This is a genomic window from Xanthomonas sp. NCPPB 2586 (genome assembly GCF_041475775.2).
GTDB classification, from domain to species: Bacteria; Pseudomonadota; Gammaproteobacteria; order Xanthomonadales; family Xanthomonadaceae; genus Xanthomonas; species Xanthomonas campestris.
In genome coordinates this window covers 2,651,557-2,678,087 of the sequence record NZ_CM192981.1, presented here as the reverse complement: position 1 = coordinate 2,678,087, position 26,531 = coordinate 2,651,557, and the positions used below count along the sequence as shown (strand labels likewise).

Genomic DNA, 26,531 nt, shown 5'->3' with positions numbered 1-26,531 from the left:
ACGGCTGTCTCCGGCTGAGCCGGCAGGAGCCGGCTGTGCAATCCTGCAAGTGGCGTGCCTAAACTTCGTTAAAGCCGTGGTGTTGACGCAGAGAGCTGCCAAGCGGCTGCCTGGCCCTAGTTTGCCAGCTCGGTCTGCTCGCGGTCGATGCCGTACTTGCGCAGCTTCTCCACCAAGGTGGTGCGGCGCAGGCCGAGCAGTTGCGCGGCGTGGGCGACCACGCCTTGGGTGCGTTCCAGTGCCTCGTTGATCAAGGCCAGCTCGATGTTGGCCATATGGCCGCGCAGGTCGATGCCATCGTCGGGCAGGCTGGAGGCTGTCAACGGTTCGGCATCGGCGTGCGCGGTGGCCGGCTGCAGGGTGACCACGTTGCTCGGCAAGGCGGCAACCTCGCCATGTGGCGCGACCAGCGCCGGCTCCGGCGGCAGTTCCACCGGGATCGACGAAGCGAAATCACCGCGATAACGCGCCGGCAGGTCCTGCACCCGCACCAGCCCACCGGGATGCAGCACCGCCAGGCGCTCCACCAGGTTGGTCAGTTCGCGCACATTGCCCGGCCAGTCGTAGCTGCGCAGCGCCTGCAAGGCCTCGTCGGCAAAGCGCACTTCGCCGCGGCCGGTGCGGGCCAGCTGCCCGGCAATGGTCTGCACCAGGATCGCCAGGTCGTCCACGCGTTCGCGCAAGGCCGGCATCTCGATCGGGAACACGTTAAGGCGATAGAACAGGTCCTCGCGGAACTGGCCGTCGCTGATGCGGGTTTCCAGATTACGGTGGGTCGCGGCGATCACGCGCACGTTGCAGCGGATGGTCTGCCCGCCGCCCACGCGCTCGAAGCTGCGCTCCTGCAGCACACGCAGCAGCTTGACCTGCATCGGCAGGCTCATGTCGCCGATTTCGTCCAGCAGCAGCGTGCCGCCTTCGGCCATTTCGAAGCGACCCTTGCGGGTGGTCAGCGCGCCGGTGAAGGCGCCTTTTTCGTGACCGAACAATTCGCTTTCCAGCAGGTCCGGCGGAATCGCGCCGCAGTTGATGGCCACGAACGGCCCATCACGGCGCGGCGAATGCTGGTGGATGGCGCGCGCCACCACTTCCTTGCCGGTGCCGGATTCGCCCAGCACCAAAACGGTGGTGTCGAACGCGGCCACCTGGTCGATCAGGCGGCGCAGGCGGGTGACCGCCTCGCTGTTGCCGGTCGGGCCGGTGTCTTGCTGCACGCCGGCCTGGTGTTCGGCGTCCAGGCGTTTGAGGCTGGCACGGCGCAGCAGCGCCTCCAGCTGCGCATGCCGCAGGGGGGTATCCAGCGCCCACACGTTGGCCTCATGCAGGCCGTGCGCCTGTGCAAACGCCGACGGGCTGCCTTCCATCAGCAGCACCGGCGGCGGCAGCTTGGCATCGGCCAGCCAGTCGAAGAACTTGTCGGCCTGCGCAGCGTCCTGCGCCGAGCCCACCATCACCGCCATCCACTCATCGTGGCGGTGGCGGCCAGGATTGATGTCGGCGCCGTCGGTGACCCAGCGTGGGTTGAAGTCCATGAACTCGAGCAACGACACCGTGCGCTCGGCGCGCACGGCATCGCTGTCGATTAACAGAATGCGGGACTCACTCATTCCTGGCTCCTTCCGTCAGGCCCTCCAGGATTGGCATGACTTCCTGGATATAGGACAGCTTGCTGACAAAATTGTCAGCACCCGCGCGAAGAGCGTGTTCACGATGCTCTGCATCGTCGAAGTGGCTCGCGATGACAATATACGGCGGATCGTCCTGCGTCTTGATCAGACGGGTGGCCTGCAGGCCTCCCATCTCGGGCATGGCCAGGTCCATCAGCACGACATTGGGGCGCAGCGACTCAGAGCGCTCGATCGCTTCCAGTCCATTGGCGGCACTGCCCACGATATTGAGCCACTCCACTTTGCGAAAATGACGCATCGCAGCGTTGATGAAGCCCTCGTGGTCGTCGACCAGCAGCACGGTGAGTTTGCTCATAGTAGTCCTTATCCCGCCCGGGCAAGCAGCGGTTTGGTGGTGCGGCGGCGCTCGCGAGCCGGGGCGATATCGAGTTGTTCGCGGTACTTGGCCACGGTCCGTCGCGCAATATTAACGCCCTGGCGCGACAACAGCCCGGCGATGGCTTCGTCGGCCAGCGGGCGTCCGGCCGGTTCGCTTTCAATCAGGCGGCGCACCATGGCCTTGACGGCCTGGCCGGAGACGCTGGCGCCTTCCAGCCGCACGGCGAAGAAATGCTTCAGTTCGAAGGTGCCGCGCGGGGTCTGGATGTATTTGCCCGTGGTAATACGGGAGATCGTCGACTCGTGCATGCCGATCTCGTCGGCGATCTCCTTGAGCGTCAGCGGCGCCATGGCTTCTTCGCCGCGGGCCAGGAAGGCAGCCTGGCGCTCGACGATGGCACGGGTGGCGCGCAGCAGGGTCTCGTAGCGCATCGACAGGCCGCGGGTCAGCCAGCGGGCTTCCTGCAGCATGTCGCGCAGCGGCTGGGCGGCGTCGCCGGCTTCGGCCAGGGCGCGTTCGTGCACCGGATTGATGCTCACCCGGTGGGTGGTGGCCGGATTCAGCGCCACCCGCCAGCTGCCATCGGCGTGCCAGGCCAGCACGTCCGGGATCACGCTGGCATTGGTTTCCTGCAACAGGTCATCGCCAGGCCGCGGCTGCAGCGACAGGATCAGCCGCACGGCTTCGCGCACATCGTCCACATCGGCATCGTGGGCGCGTGCCAGCAGGGCGTAGTCGTGGCCGGCCAGCAGGTCCAGGTCGCCGGCCAGGATGCGGCCAGCCAGGTGGCGCGCAGGCACGCGGCCGGGCAGGGCGGCCAGCTGCGCCTGCAGGCATTCGCGCAGATCGCAGGCCGCCAGCCCGGCCGGGTCGCCGTGCAACAGCCGCTGGCGGATTGCCTCGGCGGCATCCACGCTGATGCCCAAGCGGGTAGCGGCCAGTTGTTGCAGGGTGGGCAGGGCTTCGGTCAGGTAGCCGGCGTCGTCGGTCTGTTCCAGCCAGAACGCGGCGGTGCCGAGGTCGGTTTCGTCCAGGTCCAGCGCCAACTCGCGCAGGATGCGCACATGCGGGTCGGTGGATTCGCCGGCGGCCACGCGCTGCATGCGGTCGTCGTCTTCGCCATTCCAGCTGCTGCTCTGCACCTCCCACATGGTGCTTTCGGGCAACTCGTCAAAGGCGGCCATGTCGGTGGCGCCATCCTCGGCGCTGGGAGCCTCGTCGCTACTGTCGGCCAGCTCTTCCAATTCCAGTAGTGGATTGGTTTCCAGGGCGCGACGGATCTCCAGTTCCAGCTGCATGCCGTCCAGTTGCAACAGACGGATCGACTGCAACAGCTGCGGGGTGAGGTGCAGTTGTTGGCCCAGCTGGGCAGAGATGGTCGTCTTCATGGAGGCGCTTTCCGGAAGGCGCCGCAAGCGTGCGGCGATGGAATGCATCTTGCAGGACACAGCGACGGGTTTCGAATCAGGGAGTCAGGTGAGGTGGCTCATGATTTTCCTGACACTTGGTGGGGAATTCCCCTACAGCTAGTGCGAGCTCAAGCGTGCCCGCCGGAATTCCGTCACTGTTTTGTGGCAATGGCCGCGTTGCGCGGACCTGCCTGGCTGGACCGGCTAGACCAGCTCGTTGTGATGCTTGGCGGCCAGCAGCACCAGATCATTGGCGCGGCGGCACCCCAGCGATTCCATCATGCGGGCGCGGTGGGTTTCCACGGTCTTGACGCTGATGCCGAGGTCGGCGGCGATTTCCTTGTTGCTCTGGCCGCGGCCGATTTCGCGCAGGATCTCGCGCTGGCGCGGTGACAGCGCAGCGATGCCGACCGGTTTTTCGCGGCCCAGCATCGGGGCGATCATCTTCGAAGAGATCTGCGGGCTCAGGAACACCTGCCCGGCGGCGGCGGCGCGCAAGGCCAGCTCCAGTTCCAGTGGGGCGGCGTCCTTTACCACGAAACCGACTGCGCCGCGATCGAGCGCATCGCGCACGTGCACCGGGTCGTCGTGCATGGACATCATCACCACATGGGTGCGCGGCGCGGCGCGCAGCACATCGGTCATGGCATCCAGGCCGCTGCGGCCGGGCAGGGACAGGTCCATCAGCACCAGGTCTGGCCGGTGCAGGGAGGTCATGTCCAGGGCTTGTTGCGCATTGCTCGCTTCGCCGACCACATCGATGCCGGAAAAGGTCTGCAGCAGCCTCGACAGGCCAGCGCGAACAAGGGTGTGATCGTCGACGATGATGACTCGCACGGCGGAGAAGAGACCTTTTTTGTAAAGGGCACCTTAGCCGACGCGGCGCCTGAGCGCCAACCATCGGTTCAGCGCTGGCGACGGGCGTCGGCGATCTGACGGCGATGCAAACGAAACAGATGACGTTCCAGGGCGTCCTGCAGACCGGTCCCCAGTGGGGCAAAGCGTAACCACAGCCAGTGCTGTTGACCATCGCTTGCGCTCGCCAGGACCTCGGCAGGCAGTTGTAACAATTCAGGAAGCCAGTCCGACGGCTGCAGCAGAACGCTGCCAGTCGTGCCGGGCGGGTGCGCGTGCGGGCTGGCCAGCCGAATGCCGCGCACCGACCAATGCACCGTGCCCAGCGCCAGGCGCGTGTCGCTTTGGCGGACCAGGCGGCCGATCAGGGCCAGGATGAGGTCGAGTTTGGCGTCCATGCGCTGCACCAGCAGCGGCAGCTCGCCGCGCTCCTCGCTGCTGTCTTCGCTGCGCAGGTCTTCGACCTGGCCGAGGCTGCGCAACAGGGTTTCGGCAGTGGCGTGCGAGCCGGGGTCGGCCGTGACGTGGAAGCCGGCCGGCAGGCGCAGCTCGCAGCTGAGCGTGTCGGCGAACAGCTCGGTATCGGCCGCCGGTGCGAGCGTGCCGAGCGTGGACATCAGATGCGTCCGACGCGTGCGTAGGCGCGGCTGGCTGTGGCCGAGGTGCGCTGCGCGCGGATCAGCTCCAGCAACTTGCGCTGGCGCTCGCGCATCATCCGCACCAGCTCCTGCTGCATGGCCTGCAACGCTTGCACCGCATCGCGGTCCTGCGCCACATCGGCGTGCTTGCAGTATTCCTGCACGTGCAGGTCGTGGACATCGAGCATGTGCGGCATCACCTCGAACTCCTCGCGCGACATCGCGATACGGATCTCGGACACTTCGTCTTGAAGGCTTTGCACACTATGCATGGGAGGACTCACGAGGCGGCAGCGATGCCGCGTTGATCGAGGGGGATGGAGTTCCACGCCGAGTCGATTTCGCTGAGCAGATCCAGCGCTTCGGTCAACGCGGTCTCGTCGTTGTGCAGATTGGCCGCGGTCAGGCGCTGGATCACGTAGTCGTACAGGGCCGACAGGTTACCAGCGATCTCACCGCCGGCTTCGTGGTCGAGCGAGCCGTTGAGATGGCCGACGATTGCGCAGGCTTCGCCAATGGCCTTGCCCTTGCGCGCCTGGTCGCCCTGCGCCAGGCATGCCTGGGCCAGACGAATGCGTTGGCAGGCACCGGCAAACAGCAGCGACACCAACTTGTGCGGATCGGCTTCGGTCACGCTGGTGGACACGCCGACCTTGCGGTATTGCTCGGCGTACTGACGATTGGAACCGTACATGGATGACTCCCTCAATTGGCTGGCCTTCGCTGGTCCCGGAGCTGGGAGCTCCTGCGACAACGCTCCTGCCAGAAGGCAAGGCCGATATCACGATAGGTACTTCTTTTATCGGCAAGACCAAGGCGTGACTTGAGGACGTGCATCACATCATTTGATCGCGAGCAGGCTGCTGAGCGAACCGGTGGCGCCCTGCATCCTGCTGATCATGGTTTCCATCGCGGTGAACTGCGCGGTGTAGCGGTCGGTGAGCTTTTCCATGCGCGCATCGAGGTTGTCCAGGTCCGCCTCGAAGCCCTTGATCTGCTTGTTCAAGCTGTCCGAACGCAGGGTCAGGGTGCCGTTGTTGACGTTGACGTTGGCGTCCAGCAGCTTGGTCAGCCCGCTGCCGAACTTGCTGTCCTTGCCCAGCGCCTCGGCGGCCGCGCCACCATCGGCGGCGATGGCGGTGTCGAACTTTCCGCCATCGAAGCTCATCACGCCATCCTTGTCGATGGTCAGGCCCAGCGCCTTGAGCTCGCTGATGCTGCCGCTGACCTGGCCGCGCAACTGCTGCTGAAGTCCACGCACCAGCGAGTCGCCGGTCAGCGCCGAGGCGGTACGGGTTTCGGCGTTGTAGCTGCTGCTGTTCTTGAGCAAGGTGTTGGCGGTGTTGTAGGCCGCCGCAAATGCGGTGAGGTTGCCCTTCAGGCCGCTGGTGTCGGCAGTGACGCCCAGGGTGACCTTGGTGCCTTCGGCGGCCTTGGTCAGGTTGAGCACCACGCCCGGCACGATGTCGGTGACGGTATTGGAACTGGAGGTGCGCTCGAAGCCGTCCACGCGCACCAGCGCGTCGGCAGCGGCCACCTGCTGGGTCAGCCCGCCGGTGACGCCGGCGCCAAAGGTAAGCGCGCTCAGGCTGGGGTCGCTGGCACTGACGGTCAATGCGCCCTTGGTGCCGGTGTCGGCGGCATTGAACACCAGGTGCTGGCCATCGTTGGCGGTGACCACGCTGGCAGTGACGCCCTTGCCGCCGGCCGCCTTGTTGATGGCTGCGGCGATGTCGGTGAGCTTGTCGGTGCCGCTGATGTCCACGGTGATGCTTTTGTCGCCGTAGCCAATGGTCAGCGTGCCGCTGCCAACGGTGGCATCGGCGGTGAATGCGCCAGAGGCCAGTTTCTGCGCGCTGGCCAGCGACACCACTTCCACCGAGTAGTTACCCGGCGCCGCCGAGCTGGTGGTGGTGGCGGTAAAGCCGGCATCGGTCGGGACGCTGGCCTTGTAGGCATTGGTGTCGGCACTGCTGACCACCTTGTCCAGCGCAGACTTGAGCGTGGTCATGCTGCTCTTGATCTGGCTGATCGCCGACAGCTGCGTGGTGGCGGCGGTGCCGGCCTTGTTGATGCGTGCCTGTTCCGGATCCTTCTGACGGGACACCAGGGTGGACACCACGGTGGGGATATCCAGCCCGGAGCTGGACGTACTGATCACCGATGCCATGTTGCATTCCTCGTCTGGGCATCCGGAAGGCGGATGCATGGGATTACGAGACGGGTATCGGCCGCATCCGGGAGGACTTGAGCGGCGTCGACGGGTCTGATTGACCCGAAGAGACATGCAACTTCCATGCCTGGCGCGCTGGTCGTTTGGCGTCAAGAAACCCGCGCCCACAAAAAAGCCCCTCCGGAGAGGGGCTCTAGCGTTGCTGTGACGCTGCCGGTTACTGCAGCAGGCTCAGCACGTTCTGCGGAACCGACTTGGCCTGGGCCAGCATCGCGGTACCGGCCTGCTGCAGGATCTGCGTGCGGGTCAGTTCGGCGGTGGTCTTTGCGTAGTCGGTATCGGCGATCCGGCTGCGCGAGGCCGTCAGGTTCTCCGAAGTGGCGGCCAGATTGGCGATGGTGGAGGTGAAGCGGTTCTGCACCGCACCCATGTCGGCGCGCGAGGAGTTGACCGATGTCAATGCCTTGTCGACGATTTCCAAGGCTTTCTGGGCGCCCGAGAATGTGGAGATATCCAGGCTGCTGAGGGTGGAAGCGGTGGAGCCGGAAGCGGCCGAGGCGGTCTGGATGCCTGCACCGGCGGTGATGCCCGCGGCGCCGGAGGTGCCGCCGGACAGCGAGGTGAAGTCCTGGCCAGCCTTCAGCGACTCGAGCTTCACGTTGCCGCTGGTGTCGATCGAGGCATACATGCCGGTCTGATCCAGCTTATCGTTGATCGCCGAGGCAACTTTCTTGTTGATGTCTGCCGCAGTATCGCCGGAAGCGATCTTGATATCGGCGACGGCAACGCTTTTTGCAGCGCCGGAGGCATCCTTGAAGGCCAGAGTGATACCGCTGAGCGAACCCGACGCGGTGGCCGCGCCGGTGACGCCAGCGCCGGACACCGATGCTGCGAAGTTGGCCTTGCCTAACGAATCGACATTGGCGTCGACGATGCTGTTGATGCCGATGGTCTGGCCAGCGTCGGCACCCACCTGGAACAGCGCGCCGGAGAAGTCGCCGTTCAACAGCTTGGTGCCGTTGAAGCTGGTCTGGTTGGCGACGCGATCGATTTCCGAGGTGAGCTGCTTGACTTCGGAGTTCAGTGCTTCACGGTCGGTGGCCGAGTTGGTGGCGTTGGCTGACTGCACCGACAGCTCACGGATACGCTGCAGGTTGTTGCCGATTTCGACCATCGCGCCTTCGGCGGTCTGGGCCAGTGAGATACCGTCGTTGGCGTTGCGCGAGGCAACGTCCAGGCCGCGGATCTGCGTGGTGAAGCGCTCTGAAATCGCCAGGCCCGCGGCATCGACCGAGGCGCTGGTGATGCGCTTGCCCGAGGACAGCTGCTGAATGCTCAGCGCCATGCTCGAACTGTTGGTGTTGAGGTTACGCTGAGCGTTCAGCGACATTACGTTGGTGTTGATTACCTGTGCCATTTTGATATCTCCTCTAAGCGATTTTTCCGGCAAGGGGGCTTGCCTGGAGCCTCCGCAGGGGGGCCATCAAGTTGGCCGTTGCCGCTGCTGAGATGAATAACGGCGATGCTCTGGGAACCTTTAGCGCATTTCAGTATTTTTTTTCTATTTCTTGCTTGAAGGCGCAACGCGCGTAGCGTTGTGTATCAAGGGGTTCGGTTTATTCGGCAGCAACTGCCAGATCTTTAGCGTTGGTATAAATGCACCCGCGATAAACTCCGTTGCCTTCGCACATTGCTTGGTGCGAAGGGGCAGGAAACCACGGGTTTTTGCGCGCAATCAGCGGATCAGATTGAACAGCGAAGACGACTGCATCTGCTGAAAGATCGTTTGCGCTGCCTGCAAGGAGGCGCGCTCAAGTTCGTACTGCCCAATGGCCGAGGCGTAGTCCAGATCGCGGATCGACGACAAGGTGGTCTTGAGCGTGACTTCGTTGGATTCGAGCAAGGAATTGGCGTTGTCGATCGCCGACAACTGCGCGCCGCCAGAGGCGCGCGCATCGATCATCTTGGAAGAAGCCTGCGCGATGTCGCGCATGGACGACTGCAGCGTGTTGATCATGGCCGCCTTCTGGGTCGGCGTCTGCGTATCGGAATTCAGTGCTGCCACCATGTCGTCGATGGTGGAGAACACGTCCTTGGTGCCCGAGGCGCCGATCTGGAAACTGTCGCCCACCGCCGGCGCGCCACTGATGCGCATGCGCACCCCGGCGGCGTTGATGTCTTCGCCATCCTTATAGGTACCGGTGCTCACCAACGCGTTGGTGCTGTCGCGCACCTCGTAGGTGTCGGCGGCGGTGAACTGCACGCTGTAGCTGCCACCGTTCCAGCTACCGGAGCTGGCATCGCGGCTGAAATCCAGCAGCAGCCCCGTCCCGGTATTGGTGGCATTGGCGTGCGCATCCACGCTGCCGTCGCCGGTGCGGATGCGCATGAAGATTTCGCTGCCGGGCAGGGTGTCGCTGACGAAGGTGTCCGGCGCCACTTCCACCTGCTTCTGGGTCTGGTCGCCGTTGTAGAGCACGTTGCCGTTGCTCTTGATGAAAGGCGCATTGCCATCGGAGGTGCCGGCGAACAGGTAGCGGCCGGTGCCGTCGGTGCTGTTGGCCAGGCTCACCATGCTGTCGCGCAGGGCGGTCAATTCCGAGGCGATCGCTTTACGGTCGTCCGGGCTGAGCGAGGAGTTATTGGACTGCACCGCCAATTCAGTGACGCGCGCCATTTTGTCGCCGGCCTGCGCCAGGGCGTTTTCCTGCAGGCCGAGCCGGTTCTGCACGTTGTTGGCGTTTTCGCCGAAGCGGGTGATCGCCGCCAATGCGCGGTCCAGGCCCACCGCGGTACCTGTGGCAACCGGATCGTCCTTGGCAGTGACCAGGCGCTGCCCACTGGAGAGTTGGGCTTCCAATTGGTTCAGTCGCGACTGCTTGGCCGTCATCGCCGACACCGACTGGCTGTACATCATGCTGGTAGAGATACGGTTGGTCATCAGCGTACGGCGCCCAGGATCGCTTGGAAGATGGTGTCGGCGGTGGAGATCATCTGTGCGGCGGCCTGGTAGGCCTGCTGCAGTTTCAGCATGTCGGCGGCTTCCTCGTCGAGGTTGACGCCGGAAATGGAATCGCGGCTGGCCTGTGCCTGGTCGTTGATGACCTCCTGCGCGTCGGCCGCGTAGTTGGCTGCGCGTGCGGCCGAGCCCACCGAGGTGGTCAGGCCGGACAGCGCGCCATTGAGCGTGACGGTGCCGCCGTTGAGCGCCTTGGCGTCTTCCACCTTGGCCAGCAGTTTGGCGTTGCCGTTGTCGCTGGAGCCGGCGCCCATTGGGCCGACGCCGAAGGTGTCGCCGGCCTTGGGCGCGCCATCCAGCGCGAAGCTCCAGCCGTTGGCGCTGATGGTCTGGCCGGGCGTGTAGGCGAACGGGCCGGTGCCATCGATGGTGTACTGATTGGCATCGATGAACTCCACCGATGACGGTGTCAGCAGCGCGGGGTTCTGCGCATTGGTGACCTTGACGTCGCTGATCTTGCCGGTGCCCAGGTTGGCGATGGTCGCAGTGGCTTCCACCGGTGTGGCCGCGGCAATGCGCGAGGGGTCGGTGATCGCCACCGACAGGCTGCCCGCCAGGCCGGCGGTGGGTTGCAGCAGGAATTTGTCGCCGTTGGCCGGTGTGCCGCCGACCACCATGCTCACGCCGTTGACCACCAACGGATCGGCAGCGGTGCCGGTGCCGGTCAGCGGCACGGTGGAGCCGGTATCGGTGCGCGTGGCCTTCCAGCTGCCGGCATCGAAGCTCAGGGTGACGTTCTGCCCGTCCACCGCGCCCAGATTGCTGAAGCTGGCGGTGAGGGCTGCGGTGCCGGTGTTCTTCGGGTTGGCGGCGGTGGTGGGCGAGCCGATGTTGAAGAAATTGCCGCCCAGCGCGCCGTACAGGTCCATGCCCTGGCTGTGAGCGGTGTTGAAGCTGCTGGCCATACCCACGGCCAACCGGCCAAGTTCGGCCTGGGTGGGCTCGAGCACGTTGCTGCGGAATTCCAGCAGGCCGCCGATCTGCCCGCCCAGCGAGCTGGGGCTGAGGCTGACGTTCTGCCCCTGGGTCTGCATCGCCACCTGCAGCTTGGTCGGCTGATACGGGTCGGCCACCGTGGTCAGCTTGGCCGCGGTGGTCCCCACCACCAACGCCTGTCCGCCAGCGGTGAAAACATTCATGAAACCGCCGTCCTGGATCACCGCGGTACCGCCGGTGTAGCCAACCAGCTTGGACACCAGCGCATCGCGCTGGTCCAGCAGGTCGGCCGAGGCGTTGTCGATGCTGTTGCCGATGGTGCCGTTGATCTTGGCGATCTGCTGCGTCAGCCGATTGACTTCATCTACCGAGGAGGTCAGGCCGCTGTTGACTTCATTGCTCAGGCTGTCCATCTGCCCGTTGAGCTGCTTGAAGCGCGTGGCCAGGCTGTTGCCGCTGTCGAGCATGCTCTGCCGCTCGGCGGTGGAGGAGGCGTTGGACGACAGTGCGCTGGCCGAGTCGAAGAAGTTGGACCACAGCCCGGCCACGTTGGTAGCGGTATTGGAGTACAGGCTGTCCACGCGGTTGGACAACGACGACAGCTGCTGCAGGCGCGAAAGTTCGCCGCCACTGTCCAGCAGCCGCGAGATGGCCAGCTGGTCGGCCACGCGGCCCACATCGCTGATCTTGGCGCCATTGCCCACGAACGCGTAGCCCATATCGGTGGGCGTGCGCGTTGCAAATTCCACACGTTGGCGGCTGTAGCCTTCCGTATTGATGTTGGCGACGTTATGGCTGACGGTCGACAACGCCCGTTGGAAGGCGATCAGCGCGCTGGTCCCGGTGGACATGATGGACATGGGCGATTACCTCAGCGACGAATGGTGCCTAGCCCAACGGGCTCGGCGGTACTGGCATAGCGGTTGGACAGGTCGGCCGCCGCGTTGCCAATCGCGGCCACCGCACGGTCGATGGTCGGACCGTTGGCAATCGCCGCGATCTTGGCTGCGTAGCCCGGATCGGTGGCGTACCCGGCCTGTTGCAAGCCGCGTGCAAAACCCTTGATATCGGTGCCGGCCTGCAGCGCCGTCTGGTAACGGCTGTTGTTTTTCAGCAGGCGCACGTAGTCGGCAAAGCTCTCTTCGGCCGAGCCGTAGGCGCGGAAATCCGCGGTTTCGGTGGTCTTGACGCCGTTGACGTATTCGTGGGTGCCGGTGGTGACCTTGGCGCCGTTCCAGCCGGTGGCCTTGATGCCAAACAGGTTGTTGGAATCGCCGCCATTGCCGATGCCGCGACGGCCCCAGCCGGTTTCCAGCGCGGCCTGCGCCACCAGCGCGCGCGGATCCACGCCAAGTTCGCGGGCGGCCTTTTGCGCATGCGTCCAGATCTTGGCGACGAAGCCTTCCGGTGTGCGCTCGCCCAGGCTGGCGGCGGCGCTGGAAGCGGCGGTGGCATTCACTGCGGCGTTGGCGTCGGCCGCATCGGTGGCGGTGACATCGCTCCAGCGGTCGTTGGCCGAGGGCCAGCTCAGCGCGGCCGCGTCATCGCCGCCTGCTTCGCCACCGGTACGCCCGGCAATCAGATCCAGCACCTGGCTCATGCCGATGCCGGTGAGGCCGCCTGCGCCGATACCTGCAGCGGTGCCGACCGCTGCGCCGAGGCTCGCACCGATGTTGGTTGCCGCGCCGTCGCGGGCAGGCAGCGGCAACGAGGCGTCGCGCTTGCCAGCGACCAGGGCATAGGCCTTGGCGGCATCGGCGGTGCTCAGCGAAGTGTTCAAGGCCGGGCCGCCGGTGTCGCCGCTCAGCTGCTTGGAGATCATTGCCGACAGACCAAGCCCTTTGCCGTCGGTCAACGCCTTGGCCATCTGCTGGTCGTACATCTCGCGAAACATCTGGTTTTCACCCGGAAACATCGGGTCGCCGGAGCTCGCATCGCGCATGCTCTTGACCAGCATCTGCGCGAACTGGCCTTCGAGCTGACGTGAGACCTTGTCGATCTTTGCAGGATCGGCCTTGGTGCTCGGGTTGAGATCAATGGGCGATGCAGAGATACGCATATCAGATCACCTCTAGCTCCGCCGTCAGCGCGCCAGCCTGCTTCAGAGCTTCGAGAATGGCGACCAGGTCGCCGGGAGCCGCACCCACCTCGTTGACCGCGCGAACGATCTGATCGAGCGTGGTGCCGCCTTCGAACTTGAACATGCGGCTACCTTCGGAGGTGGCCGTGATGGTGGACTGCGGGGTGACCGCGGTGCGGCCGCCACTGAAGGCGCCCGGCTGGCTGACATTGGTGTTTTCGCTGATGGTCACGGTGAGCGAGCCATGCGCGATCGCCGCCGGCATCACCCGCACCAGCTGGCCGATCACCACCGTGCCGGTGCGTGCATTGACCACCACCTTGGCCGGCGCATCGCCGGGCGAGAGTTCAACGTTTTCCAGGCGCGCGAGCAAGCCGATACGGGCGCTGGGGTCGGTCGGCGAGCGCACCGAGACGGTGACGCCATCCACCGCACGCGCGGTACCGGCGCCGAAGCTGTTGTCGATCGCCGCCACCATGCGCGAAACGGTGGTGAAGTCGTTCTGGTGCAGGTTCAAGGTGATCTCGCCACTGCCGGCGAACACGTCCGGCAGCGCGCGTTCCACCGTGGCGCCGTTGGGAATGCGGCCGACGCTGGGAATATTGACCGACACCCGCGAGCCGTCCTTGCCCTGGGCGCCGAAGCCGCCAACCACCAGGTTGCCCTGGGCCATGGCATAGACCTGGCCGTCGGCGCCCTTCAGTGGCGCCATCAGCAGCGAGCCGCCACGCAGCGACACCGCATTGGCGATCGAGGAGACGGTGATGTCGATCGGCTGGCCGGGCTTGGCGAACGGCGGCAGCTCGGCGTGGATGGCCACGGCCGCGACGTTTTTCAGCTGCGGGTTGACGTTCGCCGGAACATTGACGCCCAGCTCGCCGAGCAGGTTTTTCAGGCTCTGCACGGTGAAGGGCGCCTGGCTGGTGCGGTCGCCGCTGCCATCCAGGCCAACCACCAGGCCGTAACCGACCAGCGCGTTGCCGCGCACGCCGCCGACCTGGGCGAGATCCTTGATGCGTTCGGCCGAGGCCGGCGCGGCGATCGCGCACAGCGCGACAGCGGCAGCGAGCAGACGGTGGGGCAGGGAAGACAGATTCATGGTCGCAGGCTCAGTAGGGCGACAGACGGGAATTGAAGAAGCGGCTCAGCCAGCCCATCGCGTTGGACTGCGCGATTGCGCCTCGCCCGCCGTAGGCGATGCGGGCATCGGCCACCTTGCTCGACGGCACGCTGTTGTCCGGGGCGATGTCGGCGGCGCGCACGATGCCTTGCACCTGCACAAGTTCATCGCCCTGGGTCAGGCGCAGATTCTTCTGGCCCTGGATCACCAGATTGCCGTTGGGCAGGCGCTGCATCACGGTGACGGTCACGCTGCCCTGCATGCGGTTGCTCTGCGCGGTATTGCCCTTGCCATCGAAGCTGCGGTCGCCGCTGGTGGAGTTACGCAGCACGTCGATGCCGTTGACGGTGAGCGGCACACCCAACAGCGTGGGCGTGCTCATGTCCACGGTGTCGGCCTTGCTGATGCTGGTGTTGGCGGTGGACGAGGCGGTGGTGTTTTCCACCAGGTTCACCGTCAGCAGGTCGCCGACATCGCGTGCGCGGCGGTCGCCGTAGAGATTCAGGCTCGGGCCGGCAGCGTAGATCGCACCGGCGGTGGGCTGCGCGACCGGCGCAACCACCGGCACGATCGGCGCCAGTTCGGCAAACGGCCGCACGTCGCCGGCTGCCACGCAGCCACCCAGCAGCGCGCTGCAGGCGATGGCGAGGCACAGGGAGGAAAGAGAGGGCAGGCGGGACATGGCGTGAGTTCCTGAGAGGGCGACGAGCGGCGAGCCGATCAGACGTTGTTGTTCAAGTAACCGAGCATCGAGTCGGTGGTGGAGATGGCCTTGGCGTTCATTTCGTAGGCGCGCTGCGTCTCGATCATGCTCACCAGCTCTTCCACCGTATTGACGTTGCTGCCTTCCAGCGCGCCCTGCACGGTGGTACCCAGGCCGTTGAGGCCGGGGGTGCCGTTCTGCGCGGGCCCGGAAGCGGTGGTTTCGACAAACAGGTTTTCGCCCTTGGCCTGCAGGCCCGAGGGGTTGATGAAGTCGGTCAGCGTCAACGCGCCGATTTCCTGCGCGGCGGCCTGGCCGGCCAGGGTCACGCTGATGGTGCCGTCGTTGCCGATGGTCAGCGACTGCGCGCCTTCCGGCACCTGGATGCCCGGCTGCAGCGGGTAGCCGCTGTTGGTGACGACTTCGCCCTGCGCGTTGATCTGGAAGGTGCCGTCGCGGGTGTAGGCCGAGGTACCGTCGGGCATCTGCACTTCGAAGAAGCCGCGGCCGTTGACCATCACGTCGAGCGCGCGGCCGGTCTGCTGCTGGCTGCCCTGGTCGAAGCCCTTGAAGGTGGAGACCACGCGCACACCGGTACCCAGTTGCAGGCCGGTGGGCAGCTGCGTCTGCGCGGAGGTGGAACCACCCGGCGCGCGCACCTGTTGATACAGCAGGTCTTCAAACGCGGCACGGTCGCGCTTGAAGCCGGTGGTATTGGTATTGGCCAGGTTGTTGGAAATGACCGACATGCGCGTCTGCTGCGCATCCAGTCCGGTTTTGGCGACCCACAAAGCCTGATTCATGACCCGATTCCTCGTTAGACCCGGGGATGTGTTCCGGGCACGGCTGGGTATATGCACGTGTTGTGCCAAAGCCGCGCCGGTTTTCTGCCGGCTGTGCGGTGGGTCACGCAGAGGGGGCGCGGCGGCCTGCGCAGGGCAGGGCGGGCGGCAGCTAGCCAGCGACTAACCGGAGGCGGCGGAGACCTGCGCGGCAGATCAGGCGCGGTAGATCGGTTGCCGGTCAGCGATGTGGTCGAAGACGTGTGAACCCTTGGCGCTGCGTGCGGAAGGGTGCTTGGGACTTGCCGGCTGGCATTGCGACACAATCAAGAGCTTGGGTGGTTGAGCGCGTGGTGCCGTCAAAAGCCTGGTAAGTCGAGCGTGCGGTGTCTTCAAAAGCCTGGTCTGTCGAAGGCGCGGTGCCCTCACCGCTCGCGGGACACGCCGTGAACCCGTCCCTTGGGGCTCGGTGGCGGCATCCATGCCGCCACACGGTCCCGCGAGCGGCGAGGACACCGCACAACAAAGTTTACTGGCGGCTTTGTTGATAGCCATGCACACCGACCATCTCCACTGGTCCTTGCCCGATCACCGTCGCGGGACCTTACGCGGCATGGATGCCGCGTAAGCGCTTACAAGGACGTACTTGCAGCGTGTCCCGCGATGGTGGGCGGGCAAGGGCCTTGCCACCAAGTCGCAGATCAGCCGCTCTAAAGGGTGTCCCGCGATGGTGGCCGGGCAAGGGCCCTGCAGCCAAGCTGGGTGAGCCAGGGTCCTGCAGCCACGCTGCAGATCAGCCGCAGCGAGAGACCAGATCATTCGCTCAGCAGTAGACCTGCGTGTGCATGACGAGAGTGGCCAAACGACATGCCAATTGCGTCAGCCTGCCATGCCGCCTCGCGCCTGCTCTCGAATTGGTTGGCAAAAACCCTGGCCGGCCGACCCGCGACGACACAGTCGCCTTGGTGTGATGTTTAGCCGCTGACACGTAGCAACGAATTGGCCGACTGCGCGTTGTCGTCGCCGTTCTTGATGATCTTCACCTGCATCTCGAACTGGCGCTGTAGCTGGATCATCTCCACCAGCGCGCCGGCGGCATCCACGTTGCTGCCTTCCAGCATGCCGCTGTTGACGGTCTTGCCGGTGGCCACGGCAAACGCCTGCGCCGGGTCGGTGCTGGTATTGCGCATCAACCCGTCCGGGCGCCGCGTCAAACGGTCGGCGGGCGCATCGACCACCTTCATCTTGCCGACGATAGCCATGGTCTGCGGGCCTTCGCCCTGCGGAATGATGGAAATGCTGCCGTCGCTGCCGATTTCCATCGCCTGGTGCGGCGGGATGGTCATCGGGTTGCCGCCTTCATCCAGCACCGCGTGCCCGTTGGCAGTGACCAATTGGCCATTGGCGGTGAGCGCCAATTCGCCATTACGGGTGTAGGCCTCGCTGCCATCCGGCGACTGCACGGCCAGCCAGCGGTCCTGCTGCAACGACACATCCAGCGGGTTGCCGGTGACCTTCTGGTGGCCCTGGCTGCGATCGAAGCCCTGATCCACATGCAGCGCATCGATCCGCGACGGATACCCCTTGCCCCGGATCTGGAATGCCTCGGTGTTGGCCAACGCGGCCTTGAAACCCACCGTATCGACGTTGGCGAGATTGTGCGACACGGTGCTCTGCGCCTGCAGCGAAGCGCGGGCACCGGTCATTGCAACGTAGAGGGCTTTGTCCATTTGGCACCGGGAATCGGGAATGGGGAATCGGGAATTGCAAAAGCGGGATTGCTGGAGACTGGGAGAAGGGGGGCAAGGCCGGCATCCGATGCACGAGATGCCTGCTCTTACGATTCCCTACTCCCGATTCCCCATTCCCAGCTCTTAACGAATATTGATGATCGTCTGGGTGACCTGATCCTGGGTCGAGATCATCTGCGAGTTGGCCTGGAAGTTGCGCTGGGCCACGATCATGTTCACCAGCTGCTCGGTCAGGTCCACCGTGGAGGCTTCCAGCGAGCCGGATTCGATCTGGCCCAGGTCCGAGGTGTCCGGTGCGCCGGTGCGGGCGGCGCCGGAGGTGTAGCTTTCGGCCCACATGTTATTGCCTTGCGACTGCAGGCCCTGCGGGTTGACGAAGCTGCTCAGTGCGACCTGGCCCAACGCCTTGTCGGCGCCGTTGGAGTACCGCGCAAACACCACGCCACTGGTGTCGATGCTGATTTCGTTGAGCTTGCCGCTGGCGTAGCCATCCTGGCGCGTATCGCGCAGCGCGAAGGCTTCGCCGTACTGGGTGGAGCCGCTGACATTGAGCTGCATGCTCAGCACGCCGGCACCGGTGCTCGGGGTGAACGGGTCCATCGCCACGATGCCGTTGGCCGGCGTGGTCAGCGAGCCGGTGTCGGAGAACTGCAACGTGGTCGGCGCGCCAACAGCCGAGCCATCCACATAGTTGTGCACCTGCCACTCGTTCGGGTTGGCGGTCTTGACGAAGTAGGAAGTCTGCACGTGGCTGACGCCCAGCGAGTCATAGACATTGATACCGCCGGTGGAGTGGCTGTAGGTCTTGTCGTCGGCCGGGTTGAACGGGGTCACCGTCGGTGCGGTGGCGTTGCCGGGCAGGGTGAAGGCCAGGTTGACAGTGGAGGTCGACTTGGGCGGGCTGTCGGTGGTCAGCAGTTGCAGGTCCGACAAACGGCCCACGTCGAAGCCATTGCCGCTGGGGTTCGGCGCGAACACCTGCAAACGGGCGCCCTGCGGGTTGATCACATAGCCGTTGGCATCGGTCTGGAAGTTGCCGGCGCGGGTGTACATCTTGGCGCCGTTGGAGGACACGGTGAAAAAGCCCTCGCCGGAGACGGCCAGGTCCAGGCTGCGGCCGGTCGGGTCGATATTGCCCTGCGAGAACTGCTGCGCCACGTTGCTGACCCGCACGCCCGAACCCACCGCATTGCGCGACAGGCCGTAGCTGGTGCTCTGGAACATGTCGGCAAACTCGGCGCGCGACTCCTTGAAACCAGTCGTGTTGACGTTGGCGATGTTGTTGGAGGTGACGTTCAGATCGGCATTGGCTGCGTTGATGCCGGACAACGAGGTATTGAAAGCCATGGATGAGTTCCTTTAAGTGGCGGTTGCCGGCTCAGCTGACGCGGAGCACGTTGGCGAGCGGGGAGGTGCCGAGCCCCGTCAGGTTGAGATACAGGCCGTCCGAGCCGATCGTGACGCTGTCCACCGGTGCATCGACGTAGGTGGACAACTTGCTCTTGGCACCGGCGGTGTCGGTTTGGGTGGCGGTAATGCCGTATTTGCCGGCGGCCATGCGGTTGCCGTTGGCGTCGGTGCCATCCCAGGCAAACGACACCTCACCGGCGGCGCTGGCCGGCACGCTGAGCTGTTTGACAAAGGTGCCGTTGGCATCGGTGATCTCGAAATTGACGAAACCGGCCGAGGTCGCGGCGACCACGCCCTTGGCCGAGCCGGTCGCATCGATCGCCACCTGCGCCGAGGGCACCAACACGTTGTGGCCCACCAGCGCGGCACCCTTGAGCACCTGGTCGCTGTTCATCGAATCGGAGAAATTGCCGACCTTGGTATTGAGGTCGCCAATGCCCTGCACAGTGGAGAACTGCGCCAGCTGGCCCAGAAACGCGCTGTTTTCCATGGGCTTGAGCGGGTCCTGGTGCTGGAGCTGCTCGGTCATCAATTTGAGGAAGTCGGCCTGGCCGAGCGCGTCCTCTTTCTTGGCGACCTTGCTGCTGGTGGTCAGCCCAAGGCTGTTGTAAAGGTCACTGCCGATCGTGCTCATCTGGAATGGTCCGTAAGGAAGGGTCAGCGACCCATGGTCAAGGTGGCGAGCGCCAGTTCCTTGGCGGTGTTGAGCATTTCCACGCCAGCCTGGTAGTTACGCGAGGCGGAAATCATGTTGACCATCTGCGAGACCGGGTCCACGTCGGGCGAGAACACGTAACCGTCGGCGTCGGCCAGCGGGTGCCCAGGCTCATAGCGGCGGATCGGCGGCGCATTGGTGGTGGTGATCTCTTTGACGTTCACCGAGGTCAGGCTGGGGTCCTGGCGGTTTTGCTGCGCCTGGAAGATCGGCTCGATCGGCTTGTAGGTTGCTTCCGCCGAGCCCGCGACCGAGTCGGCATTGGCCAGGTTGGAGGCGATGGTGCTCAGGCGCACGGACTGCGCGTGCAGCGCAGAACCGGCGACATCGAAAATCGGAAGATTGCTCATGACTTATTGGCCCGTGATCGCGGTGAGCATCGAGCGCACCTTGGATTCGAGGAAGCTCAGCGACGCGCGGTATTCCAGCGCGGCGCGGCCGTAGGCGGCGCGTTCTGCATCGGGATCGACGGTGTTGCCGTCCAGGCTGGGCTGGTCTGCTTCGCGGGTGATCTGAAACGGGTTGAGGCCGGCGGCGCTGCCGATCTCGTAGTGCTTGGCATCGGTGGCCTGCATCAGGCCGCCGTCGCGGACGCCTTCTGCCGCCTTCAATGCCGCTTCGAAGTTCAGATCCTTGGCCTTGTAGCCAGGGGTGTCCACATTGCTCAGATTGCTGGCAATGAGCTTCATCCGCTGCTCGCGCAAGGTGAGCGCGTCGCCGTGGATGCCTAGGAAGGAGGTGAAGGGACTGGACACGGTGTTCTCCCGTGGAAGGTTGCCAGGGAAGAAGCAATGTTTGTGCCAGATCCAGAGGCGCCGCTGGTCGGGCCGGGCAAGGTGGCTTTGGCGCGTCGCTGCTGGGTCGCTTGGCATTGCAAGCGGTGGGCCGCGTCGCCCGGGCCGTGCCATCGTCGGCAGGGCCAGGCGCGGCAACGAGGCAGCGGGCTTTGCCACGTTCTTGTTTAAGGCTTGCCAAAGCGCGGTGCGGCTAATGTGCCGAGCCCATTGCCCGCAAGCAGGCGAAGCCATCTACGGAAGTGGCTGATCGCTAATAGAAGTAAGTGCGTGTGCGCGGGCCAGGCGCGGCCAAACCCTTACGGCGCTTGCGCAGGCGTATGGCCGCCCGTTTGGGCAGCAGCATATTCGGAGGGAATCTCAGACGGGGGAAATCCCCGCCAGGCCTGCACGCTTAGGCGGGCAGGGCGGCCAGATCCAACAGGATCAAGCCGCTTCGGCCACCACGCGCAGGCGGGCCAGCACGTAATCGGCCAGCTCGTGGGCGCTGTACTTGGCCACGAAGGCGTTGGCGCCCACCTGCTCGACCATGGCGTTGTTGAACACGCCCGACAATGAGGTATGCAGCAGCACATACAGGCCCTGCAGGCCCGGCGTGCGCCGGATTTCCGTCGTCAGCGTGTAGCCGTCCATTGCCGGCATTTCGATATCGGAGATCACCATGGCGTAGCGCTCGGCCGGGTTTTCGCCCGATGCCGCCACCTGCAGCAGGTGATCCAGCGCCTGGCGGCCGTCGGAGAGCAGCGTCGCCGCCACGCCCAGCTGATCGAGCACGCTGCGGATCTGCTGGCGTGCCACGCGTGAGTCGTCCACCACCAGCACCTGGAACTGCCGGTCGGAGGTGACCAGCTGCAGCCCGGGATCCAGCTGCACGTCCTTGCTGACCTTGGCGATGTCGGCCAGCACGCTTTCCACGTCGATGACCTGGATCAGCTCACCCTGGAACCGCGTCACCGCCGTCAAATAAGTGGCTTCAGCGCCCAGTTCCGGCGGCGGGTGAATATCTTCCACCGCGATATTAACGATGCGTTCCACCCCGCTGACCAGAAAGCCCTGCACCGAGCGGTTGAACTCGGCTACCACCAGGTAGCCGGGCCCGTTGTCGCCATGCGGGTCGCGCTCCGGGTGGCCAATGGCCAGGCCTAAGTCCAGCACCGGCACCGAGCGCCCGCGCACGTCGGCAACGCCGGCGAACTCGGTCGGCAGGCCGGGCACCTGGAACAGTTCCGGCCGGCGCAGCACTTCCTGCACCTTGAAGACGTTCACGCCAAAAAGCTGGCGGCCGCCCAGCCGAAACAGCAGCAGGGCCAGTCGATTGTGGCCAGCCAGACGCGTGCGCTGGTCGATGCGGTTGAGCAGATCGTGGGTCATGGGGCAGATATCGACAGGGGTGCGCAATAACTTGAGCAGGAATGGAGAATCGGGAATCGTCTGACAGGCCATCGGTCCGTCCCCATTACCAAGCGACGGGCGGTCCACATACTTGAGGTATCCGATGCGCCGCCCGGCTTTTGCGATTCCCGATTCCCCACTCCCGATTCCCCAGAAAACGGCACACAGCTTGCAAGAGCTTCCGCGTCTTCTTCCGGATCTGGTCCCATGCGCCTGCTCCTGCTTGTCATCCTGTTGGTGTCTGCCCCGGCCTGGGCCGATGGCTACCAGTCCGTCGATTCGATCCGTGCCGCCGCGCTCGCCACCGTGGGCCCCGATGCCGAAGCCGAGGCCACGCTCGATCCTGGCCTGCGCATGCCAGCATGCCCAATCGCACTGCAGGCCCAGCCCACCGGCACCAATACGGTGGAAGTGGCGTGCCCGCAGCCGGCCGGCTGGCGCCTGTTCGTGCCGTTGAAGGTGCGTCGCAACCAGGATGTGCTGGTCCTGCGTCGCGGCATCACCTCTGGAGAAACCATCTCGCTGGCCGATATCAGCATCGAGAAGCGCGATGCCGCGCGGATCGTCGGTGCGGTCCTGGCCGACCCGGCTACGGCGGTGGGCAAGACCGCCCGCCGCATCCTGCCGGCAGGCACGTTGTTGTCGGCCAATGACCTGGTCACCCCGCGGCTGGTACGGCGTGGCGACACGGTGCCACTGGTGTCGCGCAATGGTGGGCTGGAGGTGCGCATGAGCGGTCGCGCGCTGTCCGACGCTGGTGAGAACGAGCGTGTCTCGGTGGAGAATTCATCCTCGCGCCGGGTCGTTCAGGGCATTGTTGAAGCGAGCGGTACCGTGGTGGTGTCCAGATAGAAATTCTCTATAAAGTTTTTTTTCTGGCCGCCGTTATCCCCTACGACCTGTAGAGGAGTTCCTGACATGAGCCAGAAAATCGAAGGCAATCTACCGACCGCAGCGACTCTTCGTACCGCCACCGTGGGCAGCAAGATTGCCTCCGCTGGAGAAGACCGCGCGTCTCCCGTTGCCGCAACACCGCCCACCGACAGCGTCAAGCTGACCGGCGAGGCGACCAACCTGCAAGCGCTGCAGCGCGAGCTTTCGCAGTCCTCGGCGATCGACACCGGTCGCGTCCAGGCGGTGAAGGAAGCGTTGCAGAACGGCAGCTATTCCATCAACCCGGATGCCATCGCCAGCCGCATGATGGATCTGAACCAGCAACTGGCGGGCTAATTGCCGGCCAAAGGATGAACGTGAACGATTCCCTGCAACGTCTCAGCGATGCGCTGGCCGGCGAACGGCAGGCATTGATCGAGCACGACATCGAAAGCTTGATGCGGCACACCCAGGACAAGCTGGCGGCACTGCGCGCGCTCGAAGTGCAGATGCCCGAAGGCCAGGAAGAGCGTCTGCGCGAACTGGCCGAAGCCAACCGCGCCAATGGTGCGCTGCTGGCACGCCGGCGCCGTGAGGTGAACTGGGCACTGCGGCATCTGGGGCGGACCGAAAGCGCGCCGTCCTACGACGCCAATGGCCAATCGAGCGTGTTGCGCGCCGGCCGCTCTCTCGCGGTGGCCTGAGCGCCACGCCGCATTCGGCAACACGGCCGGTCACGGGTTCGGCGTATATTGAGGCGTCCTCTACGCTGCCTCGTCCCGTGACTGCCAAGTTCTTTCTCAATCAGACGTTGTTGCCTTCCTCGGCCATGCTGCGCGCCTTCGGCGATCAGATGCTTGAGGGTGTGTTGCTGTTCCGCGCCGATGGCCAATTGATCATGGCCAACGCAATCGCGCGCCAGAGCCTGTGCAAGGAAGATCCCACCGACGACCGCAATCTCGGTGAGCGGATCTCGCAGGTCTTGCCGGCCGATGCGCTCAACCAGGCGCGCAGCAAGGGCAGCTGGACCGGCAGCCTGCCGGTGAGCGACCGCGTGGTGATTGCGCATCTGTATTACAACGAGGAGCAGGGCGTCGGGCATTTCCTGGCGCTGTTCCACAATATCGAAGGCCAGCAGGACTACGAGCGCGAGCTGCAACAGCGGCATGCCGAGTTGCGCCAGGCCTATCTGCGCTTGAACGGCGCCCAGGACAAACTGCTGCAGTCCGAAAAAATGGCCTCGATCGGCCAGCTCGCGGCCGGCGTCGCGCATGAGATCAATAACCCGATCGGCTATGTGCACTCGAACCTGGGCAGCCTGCAGGAATATCTGCGCAGCCTGTTCACCCTGATCGAAGCCTACGAACGCGCTTTGCAGGCGCCGGATCCGAAAGCGCTGATCCCGGAAATCGACGAGATCCGCAACCGCGCCGACATCGACTTCATCAGCCGCGATCTGCCGCAATTGATGGCCGAATCGCGCGAAGGTATCGAGCGGGTGACCCGCATCGTGCGCGACCTCAAGGACTTCTCGTACTCGGACCGATCCGAGTCCTGGAAGATGGTGGACCTGCATGCCGGCCTCGAATCCACGATCAACATCATCTGGAACGAGCTCAAGTACAAGGTCACCCTGGAGCGCAATTACGCCGAGCTGCCATTGGTGGAATGCCTTCCATCCGAGCTCAACCAGGTCTACATGAACCTGCTGCTCAATGCCGGGCAGGCCATTGTCGAGCGCGGCACGATCACTGTGACCACCGGTCGCGACGAGGCGGAAAACGTCTGGATCCAATTCCAGGACAGCGGCGCCGGCATCGCCCCGGATCTGCTGCAGCGCATCTTCGACCCGTTCTTCACGACCAAGCCGGTCGGCAGCGGCACCGGCCTGGGCCTGTCGATTTCCTACGGTATCATCAACAAGCACCACGGCCGCATCGACGTCGAAAGCGTCCCGGGGCAGGGCGCAAGCTTCCGGATCGTGTTGCCGGTGCGGCAGCCGCGGTAGCGCTTCGCGCTGGGAATGGGGAATCGGGATTAGGGAATCGATAGAGCGGCGTCGCTGATGCTTCGTTGCCCGGAGGTGCTCATTCCACACGCAAACAAACGGAGCACGCGCACCGCTTGTACCGATTCCCCACTCCCGATTCCCTATTCCCTGCCGTTCCGCAACTCATCATGCGTGCGGAATGCCTGGCGAATGTGCTCGCGCAACTCGTCGTCGTTCCAGGGCTTGGTGAGGAAGCGGTAGATCGCGCCGCGGTTGATCGCTTCGGTGACCGTGGCCAGGTCGGTGTAGCCGGAGAGCACCAGGCGCACGGTGTCGGGGTAGAGCATCTTGACCCGGCCCAGGAACTCGGTGCCGCTCATATCGCTCATGCGCTGGTCGGACAGGATCACCTGCACGTCGTTGGTGGCCAGCAGGTCGAAGGCGTCGCGTACGTTGCCGGCGGCTAGGATGCGGTAGCCGTCGCGGCGGAATAGTCGCACCAGCGAGCGCAGCACGTTCTCTTCGTCGTCCAGCAACAGCAAGGTACGGTCGGGGCGGCTTTCGGCGAACGATTCCGGTCGCAGGTAGCGGCGACGTAGCGCCATGCCGGCAGACTCGGCCGACATCGGCTCACCGAACAGATAGCCCTGGAAGATGTCGCAGTCGTTGCGCCGCAAAAACCCCAGCTGCGCCTGTGATTCCACGCCGTTGGCGATCACCGTCATGCCCAACTGATGGCCCATCGCAATAATCGCGCGCGCAATCGCGGCCTCACGGCTGCCGGCCGGTGCGCTCTTGATGAAGCTGCGGTCGATCTTCAACCGGTCTACCGGGTAGCGCACCAACGCGCTGAGGCTGGAGTCGCCGGTGCCGAAGTTGTCCAGGCTGAGACTGATGCCTTCGTTGCGCAGGTTGGCCATCGTCTCGTGGACGAAGTTGACGTTGTTGGTCAACGCGCTTTCGTTGATCTCCAGCGTCACGAACTGCGCCGGCACGCCGGCGGTCTGCAGCATGGCCATGACTTCGTTGAAGAAGCCCGGGCGCAGCAGCTGCAACGTGGAGACGTTCACCGCAATGCTGAAATCGTCAAAGCCCTGGTCGCGCCACAGCCGTGCCTGGCGTACCGCGTTCTGCAGCACCCATTCGCCGATCTGCACGATCACGCCCAGCCGCTCGGCGGTGCGCATGAAGCGCTCCGGCACCAGCATGCCCAGCGTGGGCGATTGCCAGCGCAGCAACGCCTCCATGCCGACGATGCGGCCATCGCGCGCGCTCACCAGTGGCTGGTAACGCAGCCGCAGTTCGCCATGCGGGATCGCATCGACGATCTGCCGCGCAATGATGCTTTCGCTATGCGCATTGGTGGCCGAGTTGCGGGTGTACAGGCGCACCGTATTGCCGCCTTCGCGCGCGGCCTGGTAGCTGGCTTCTTCGGCGTAGTCGAGCAGCGTGGAGAGCGAGGTGGAATGTTCCGGGCACAGGCTGATGCCGACCTTGCCGGTCATGAACAACGTGTACGGCAACACCGACAGCGGCAATTCCAGCTGCTGGCGGATCTCTTCGGCAAAGTCTTCCGGCAGGGGCGTGTCTTCGCGCCGCACCGCCACCACGATCATTTCGTCGCTACCGTGCCGCCACAATTTGCCGCGCGTGCCCAGGAATTCCTGCAGCCGGCGTGCGGTCAGGGTCAGCGCCTGGTCGCCGACCTCGCCACTCATGTTCTCGTTGATCGAGGCGAAGTGGTCGATGTCGATATGGAAGATCATCAGCGGCGGGCCGCCGGAGGCGGCGGCATCCACCAGATGCAGTAATTCAGGGTTTCCCGCGCCCAGACGGGTCGGCTTGACGATTTCCAGTCCGGGCGGGATCACAGGGCTCCACATG

At 64.7% G+C, this 26,531-nt stretch carries 26 protein-coding genes; 4 read left to right on the top strand and 22 right to left on the bottom strand.

Annotated elements, in window-relative coordinates; all coding sequences use genetic code 11:
- Positions 1-116: 116 nt before the first annotated feature.
- The 21 genes from ACCQ09_RS11465 to ACCQ09_RS11365 all read right to left on the bottom strand — a co-directional run bounded on the left by ACCQ09_RS11465 (position 117) and on the right by ACCQ09_RS11365 (position 21,763).
- Entirely contained in the window at positions 117-1,607 is a 1,491-nt protein-coding gene (locus ACCQ09_RS11465; protein ID WP_011037099.1) for a sigma-54 dependent transcriptional regulator, read from the bottom strand.
- Positions 1,600-1,983: a response regulator gene (locus ACCQ09_RS11460; RefSeq protein WP_005997154.1), complete on the bottom strand. Its 384-nt coding sequence runs from the start codon at positions 1,981-1,983 to the stop codon at positions 1,600-1,602. The genes ACCQ09_RS11465 and ACCQ09_RS11460 overlap by 8 nt, the downstream gene beginning before the upstream one ends.
- Positions 1,984-1,991: 8 nt before the next feature.
- On the bottom strand, positions 1,992-3,395 hold the full coding sequence (gene rpoN, locus ACCQ09_RS11455) for an RNA polymerase factor sigma-54 (RefSeq protein ID WP_011037100.1): 1,404 nt from the start codon (positions 3,393-3,395) through the stop codon (positions 1,992-1,994).
- A gap of 225 nt (positions 3,396-3,620) precedes the next feature.
- On the bottom strand, positions 3,621-4,253 hold the full coding sequence (locus ACCQ09_RS11450) for a response regulator transcription factor (RefSeq protein ID WP_011037101.1): 633 nt from the start codon (positions 4,251-4,253) through the stop codon (positions 3,621-3,623).
- 68 nt (positions 4,254-4,321) lie between these two features.
- Positions 4,322-4,888, bottom strand: a complete 567-nt coding sequence (locus tag ACCQ09_RS11445) for a PilZ domain-containing protein (protein WP_040941334.1) — start codon at positions 4,886-4,888, stop codon at positions 4,322-4,324.
- Positions 4,888-5,181: a hypothetical protein gene (locus ACCQ09_RS11440; RefSeq protein WP_016945285.1), complete on the bottom strand. Its 294-nt coding sequence runs from the start codon at positions 5,179-5,181 to the stop codon at positions 4,888-4,890. The genes ACCQ09_RS11445 and ACCQ09_RS11440 overlap by 1 nt, the downstream gene beginning before the upstream one ends.
- 8 nt (positions 5,182-5,189) lie before the next feature.
- Positions 5,190-5,603: a flagellar export chaperone FliS gene (gene fliS / locus ACCQ09_RS11435; protein ID WP_011037104.1), complete on the bottom strand. Its 414-nt coding sequence runs from the start codon at positions 5,601-5,603 to the stop codon at positions 5,190-5,192.
- Between the two features lie 147 nt (positions 5,604-5,750).
- The gene (fliD, locus tag ACCQ09_RS11430) at positions 5,751-7,079 is read right to left on the bottom strand and encodes a flagellar filament capping protein FliD (RefSeq protein WP_040941333.1); all 1,329 of its coding nucleotides are present in this window, start codon (positions 7,077-7,079) and stop codon (positions 5,751-5,753) included.
- Between the two features lie 220 nt (positions 7,080-7,299).
- Positions 7,300-8,499 (bottom strand): flagellin, encoded by a 1,200-nt coding sequence (locus ACCQ09_RS11425; RefSeq protein WP_011037106.1) that lies wholly within the window; start codon positions 8,497-8,499, stop codon positions 7,300-7,302.
- A 318-nt stretch (positions 8,500-8,817) separates the two neighbouring features.
- Positions 8,818-10,023 (bottom strand): flagellar hook-associated protein FlgL, encoded by a 1,206-nt coding sequence (flgL, locus tag ACCQ09_RS11420; protein ID WP_040941332.1) that lies wholly within the window; start codon positions 10,021-10,023, stop codon positions 8,818-8,820.
- A complete protein-coding gene (flgK, locus tag ACCQ09_RS11415) occupies positions 10,023-11,897 on the bottom strand; it encodes a flagellar hook-associated protein FlgK (protein ID WP_040941331.1) in 1,875 nt (624 codons plus the stop codon). Before flgK ends, flgL begins: the two co-directional genes overlap by 1 nt.
- An 11-nt stretch (positions 11,898-11,908) precedes the next feature.
- Complete coding sequence (flgJ, locus tag ACCQ09_RS11410; protein WP_040941330.1) at positions 11,909-13,096, bottom strand: flagellar assembly peptidoglycan hydrolase FlgJ; 1,188 nt, start codon at positions 13,094-13,096, stop codon at positions 11,909-11,911.
- Position 13,097: 1 nt separating this feature from the next.
- Entirely contained in the window at positions 13,098-14,216 is a 1,119-nt protein-coding gene (locus ACCQ09_RS11405) for a flagellar basal body P-ring protein FlgI (RefSeq protein ID WP_014507703.1), read from the bottom strand.
- 10 nt (positions 14,217-14,226) lie between these two features.
- Positions 14,227-14,919, bottom strand: coding sequence for a flagellar basal body L-ring protein FlgH (gene flgH / locus ACCQ09_RS11400; protein WP_011037111.1), 693 nt, complete (start codon positions 14,917-14,919; stop codon positions 14,227-14,229).
- A 38-nt stretch (positions 14,920-14,957) separates the two neighbouring features.
- Complete coding sequence (gene flgG / locus ACCQ09_RS11395) at positions 14,958-15,743, bottom strand: flagellar basal-body rod protein FlgG (protein ID WP_005994332.1); 786 nt, start codon at positions 15,741-15,743, stop codon at positions 14,958-14,960.
- 953 nt (positions 15,744-16,696) lie between these two features.
- Positions 16,697-17,452 carry a flagellar basal-body rod protein FlgF gene (gene flgF / locus ACCQ09_RS11390; protein ID WP_040941329.1) on the bottom strand — a complete coding sequence of 252 codons (756 nt, stop codon included), beginning with the start codon at positions 17,450-17,452 and terminating at the stop codon, positions 16,697-16,699.
- 144 nt (positions 17,453-17,596) lie between these two features.
- Complete coding sequence (gene flgE / locus ACCQ09_RS11385; RefSeq protein WP_040941328.1) at positions 17,597-18,820, bottom strand: flagellar hook protein FlgE; 1,224 nt, start codon at positions 18,818-18,820, stop codon at positions 17,597-17,599.
- A gap of 31 nt (positions 18,821-18,851) precedes the next feature.
- Positions 18,852-19,517, bottom strand: coding sequence for a flagellar hook assembly protein FlgD (locus tag ACCQ09_RS11380; protein WP_040941327.1), 666 nt, complete (start codon positions 19,515-19,517; stop codon positions 18,852-18,854).
- Positions 19,518-19,540: 23 nt separating this feature from the next.
- A complete protein-coding gene (gene flgC / locus ACCQ09_RS11375) occupies positions 19,541-19,948 on the bottom strand; it encodes a flagellar basal body rod protein FlgC (RefSeq protein ID WP_002813454.1) in 408 nt (135 codons plus the stop codon).
- Positions 19,949-19,951: 3 nt separating this feature from the next.
- Positions 19,952-20,353 carry a flagellar basal body rod protein FlgB gene (gene flgB, locus ACCQ09_RS11370; RefSeq protein WP_040941326.1) on the bottom strand — a complete coding sequence of 134 codons (402 nt, stop codon included), beginning with the start codon at positions 20,351-20,353 and terminating at the stop codon, positions 19,952-19,954.
- Between the two features lie 465 nt (positions 20,354-20,818).
- Positions 20,819-21,763 (bottom strand): chemotaxis protein, encoded by a 945-nt coding sequence (locus ACCQ09_RS11365; protein WP_011037117.1) that lies wholly within the window; start codon positions 21,761-21,763, stop codon positions 20,819-20,821.
- A gap of 228 nt (positions 21,764-21,991) precedes the next feature.
- Between ACCQ09_RS11365 and flgA the strand changes: the two genes are divergently transcribed.
- From flgA to ACCQ09_RS11345, 4 genes are all read left to right on the top strand, one after another.
- Entirely contained in the window at positions 21,992-22,636 is a 645-nt protein-coding gene (flgA, locus tag ACCQ09_RS11360) for a flagellar basal body P-ring formation chaperone FlgA (RefSeq protein ID WP_011037118.1), read from the top strand.
- A gap of 66 nt (positions 22,637-22,702) precedes the next feature.
- On the top strand, positions 22,703-23,014 hold the full coding sequence (gene flgM / locus ACCQ09_RS11355; protein WP_011037119.1) for a flagellar biosynthesis anti-sigma factor FlgM: 312 nt from the start codon (positions 22,703-22,705) through the stop codon (positions 23,012-23,014).
- A gap of 14 nt (positions 23,015-23,028) precedes the next feature.
- The gene (locus tag ACCQ09_RS11350) at positions 23,029-23,361 is read left to right on the top strand and encodes a hypothetical protein (protein WP_011037120.1); all 333 of its coding nucleotides are present in this window, start codon (positions 23,029-23,031) and stop codon (positions 23,359-23,361) included.
- 77 nt (positions 23,362-23,438) lie between these two features.
- Positions 23,439-24,665, top strand: coding sequence for an ATP-binding protein (locus tag ACCQ09_RS11345; protein WP_014507708.1), 1,227 nt, complete (start codon positions 23,439-23,441; stop codon positions 24,663-24,665).
- Positions 24,666-24,808: 143 nt separating this feature from the next.
- Here ACCQ09_RS11345 and ACCQ09_RS11340 read toward each other — a convergent pair whose 3' ends face one another.
- Complete coding sequence (locus ACCQ09_RS11340; protein WP_011037122.1) at positions 24,809-26,530, bottom strand: EAL domain-containing protein; 1,722 nt, start codon at positions 26,528-26,530, stop codon at positions 24,809-24,811.
- Position 26,531 lies beyond the last annotated feature (1 nt).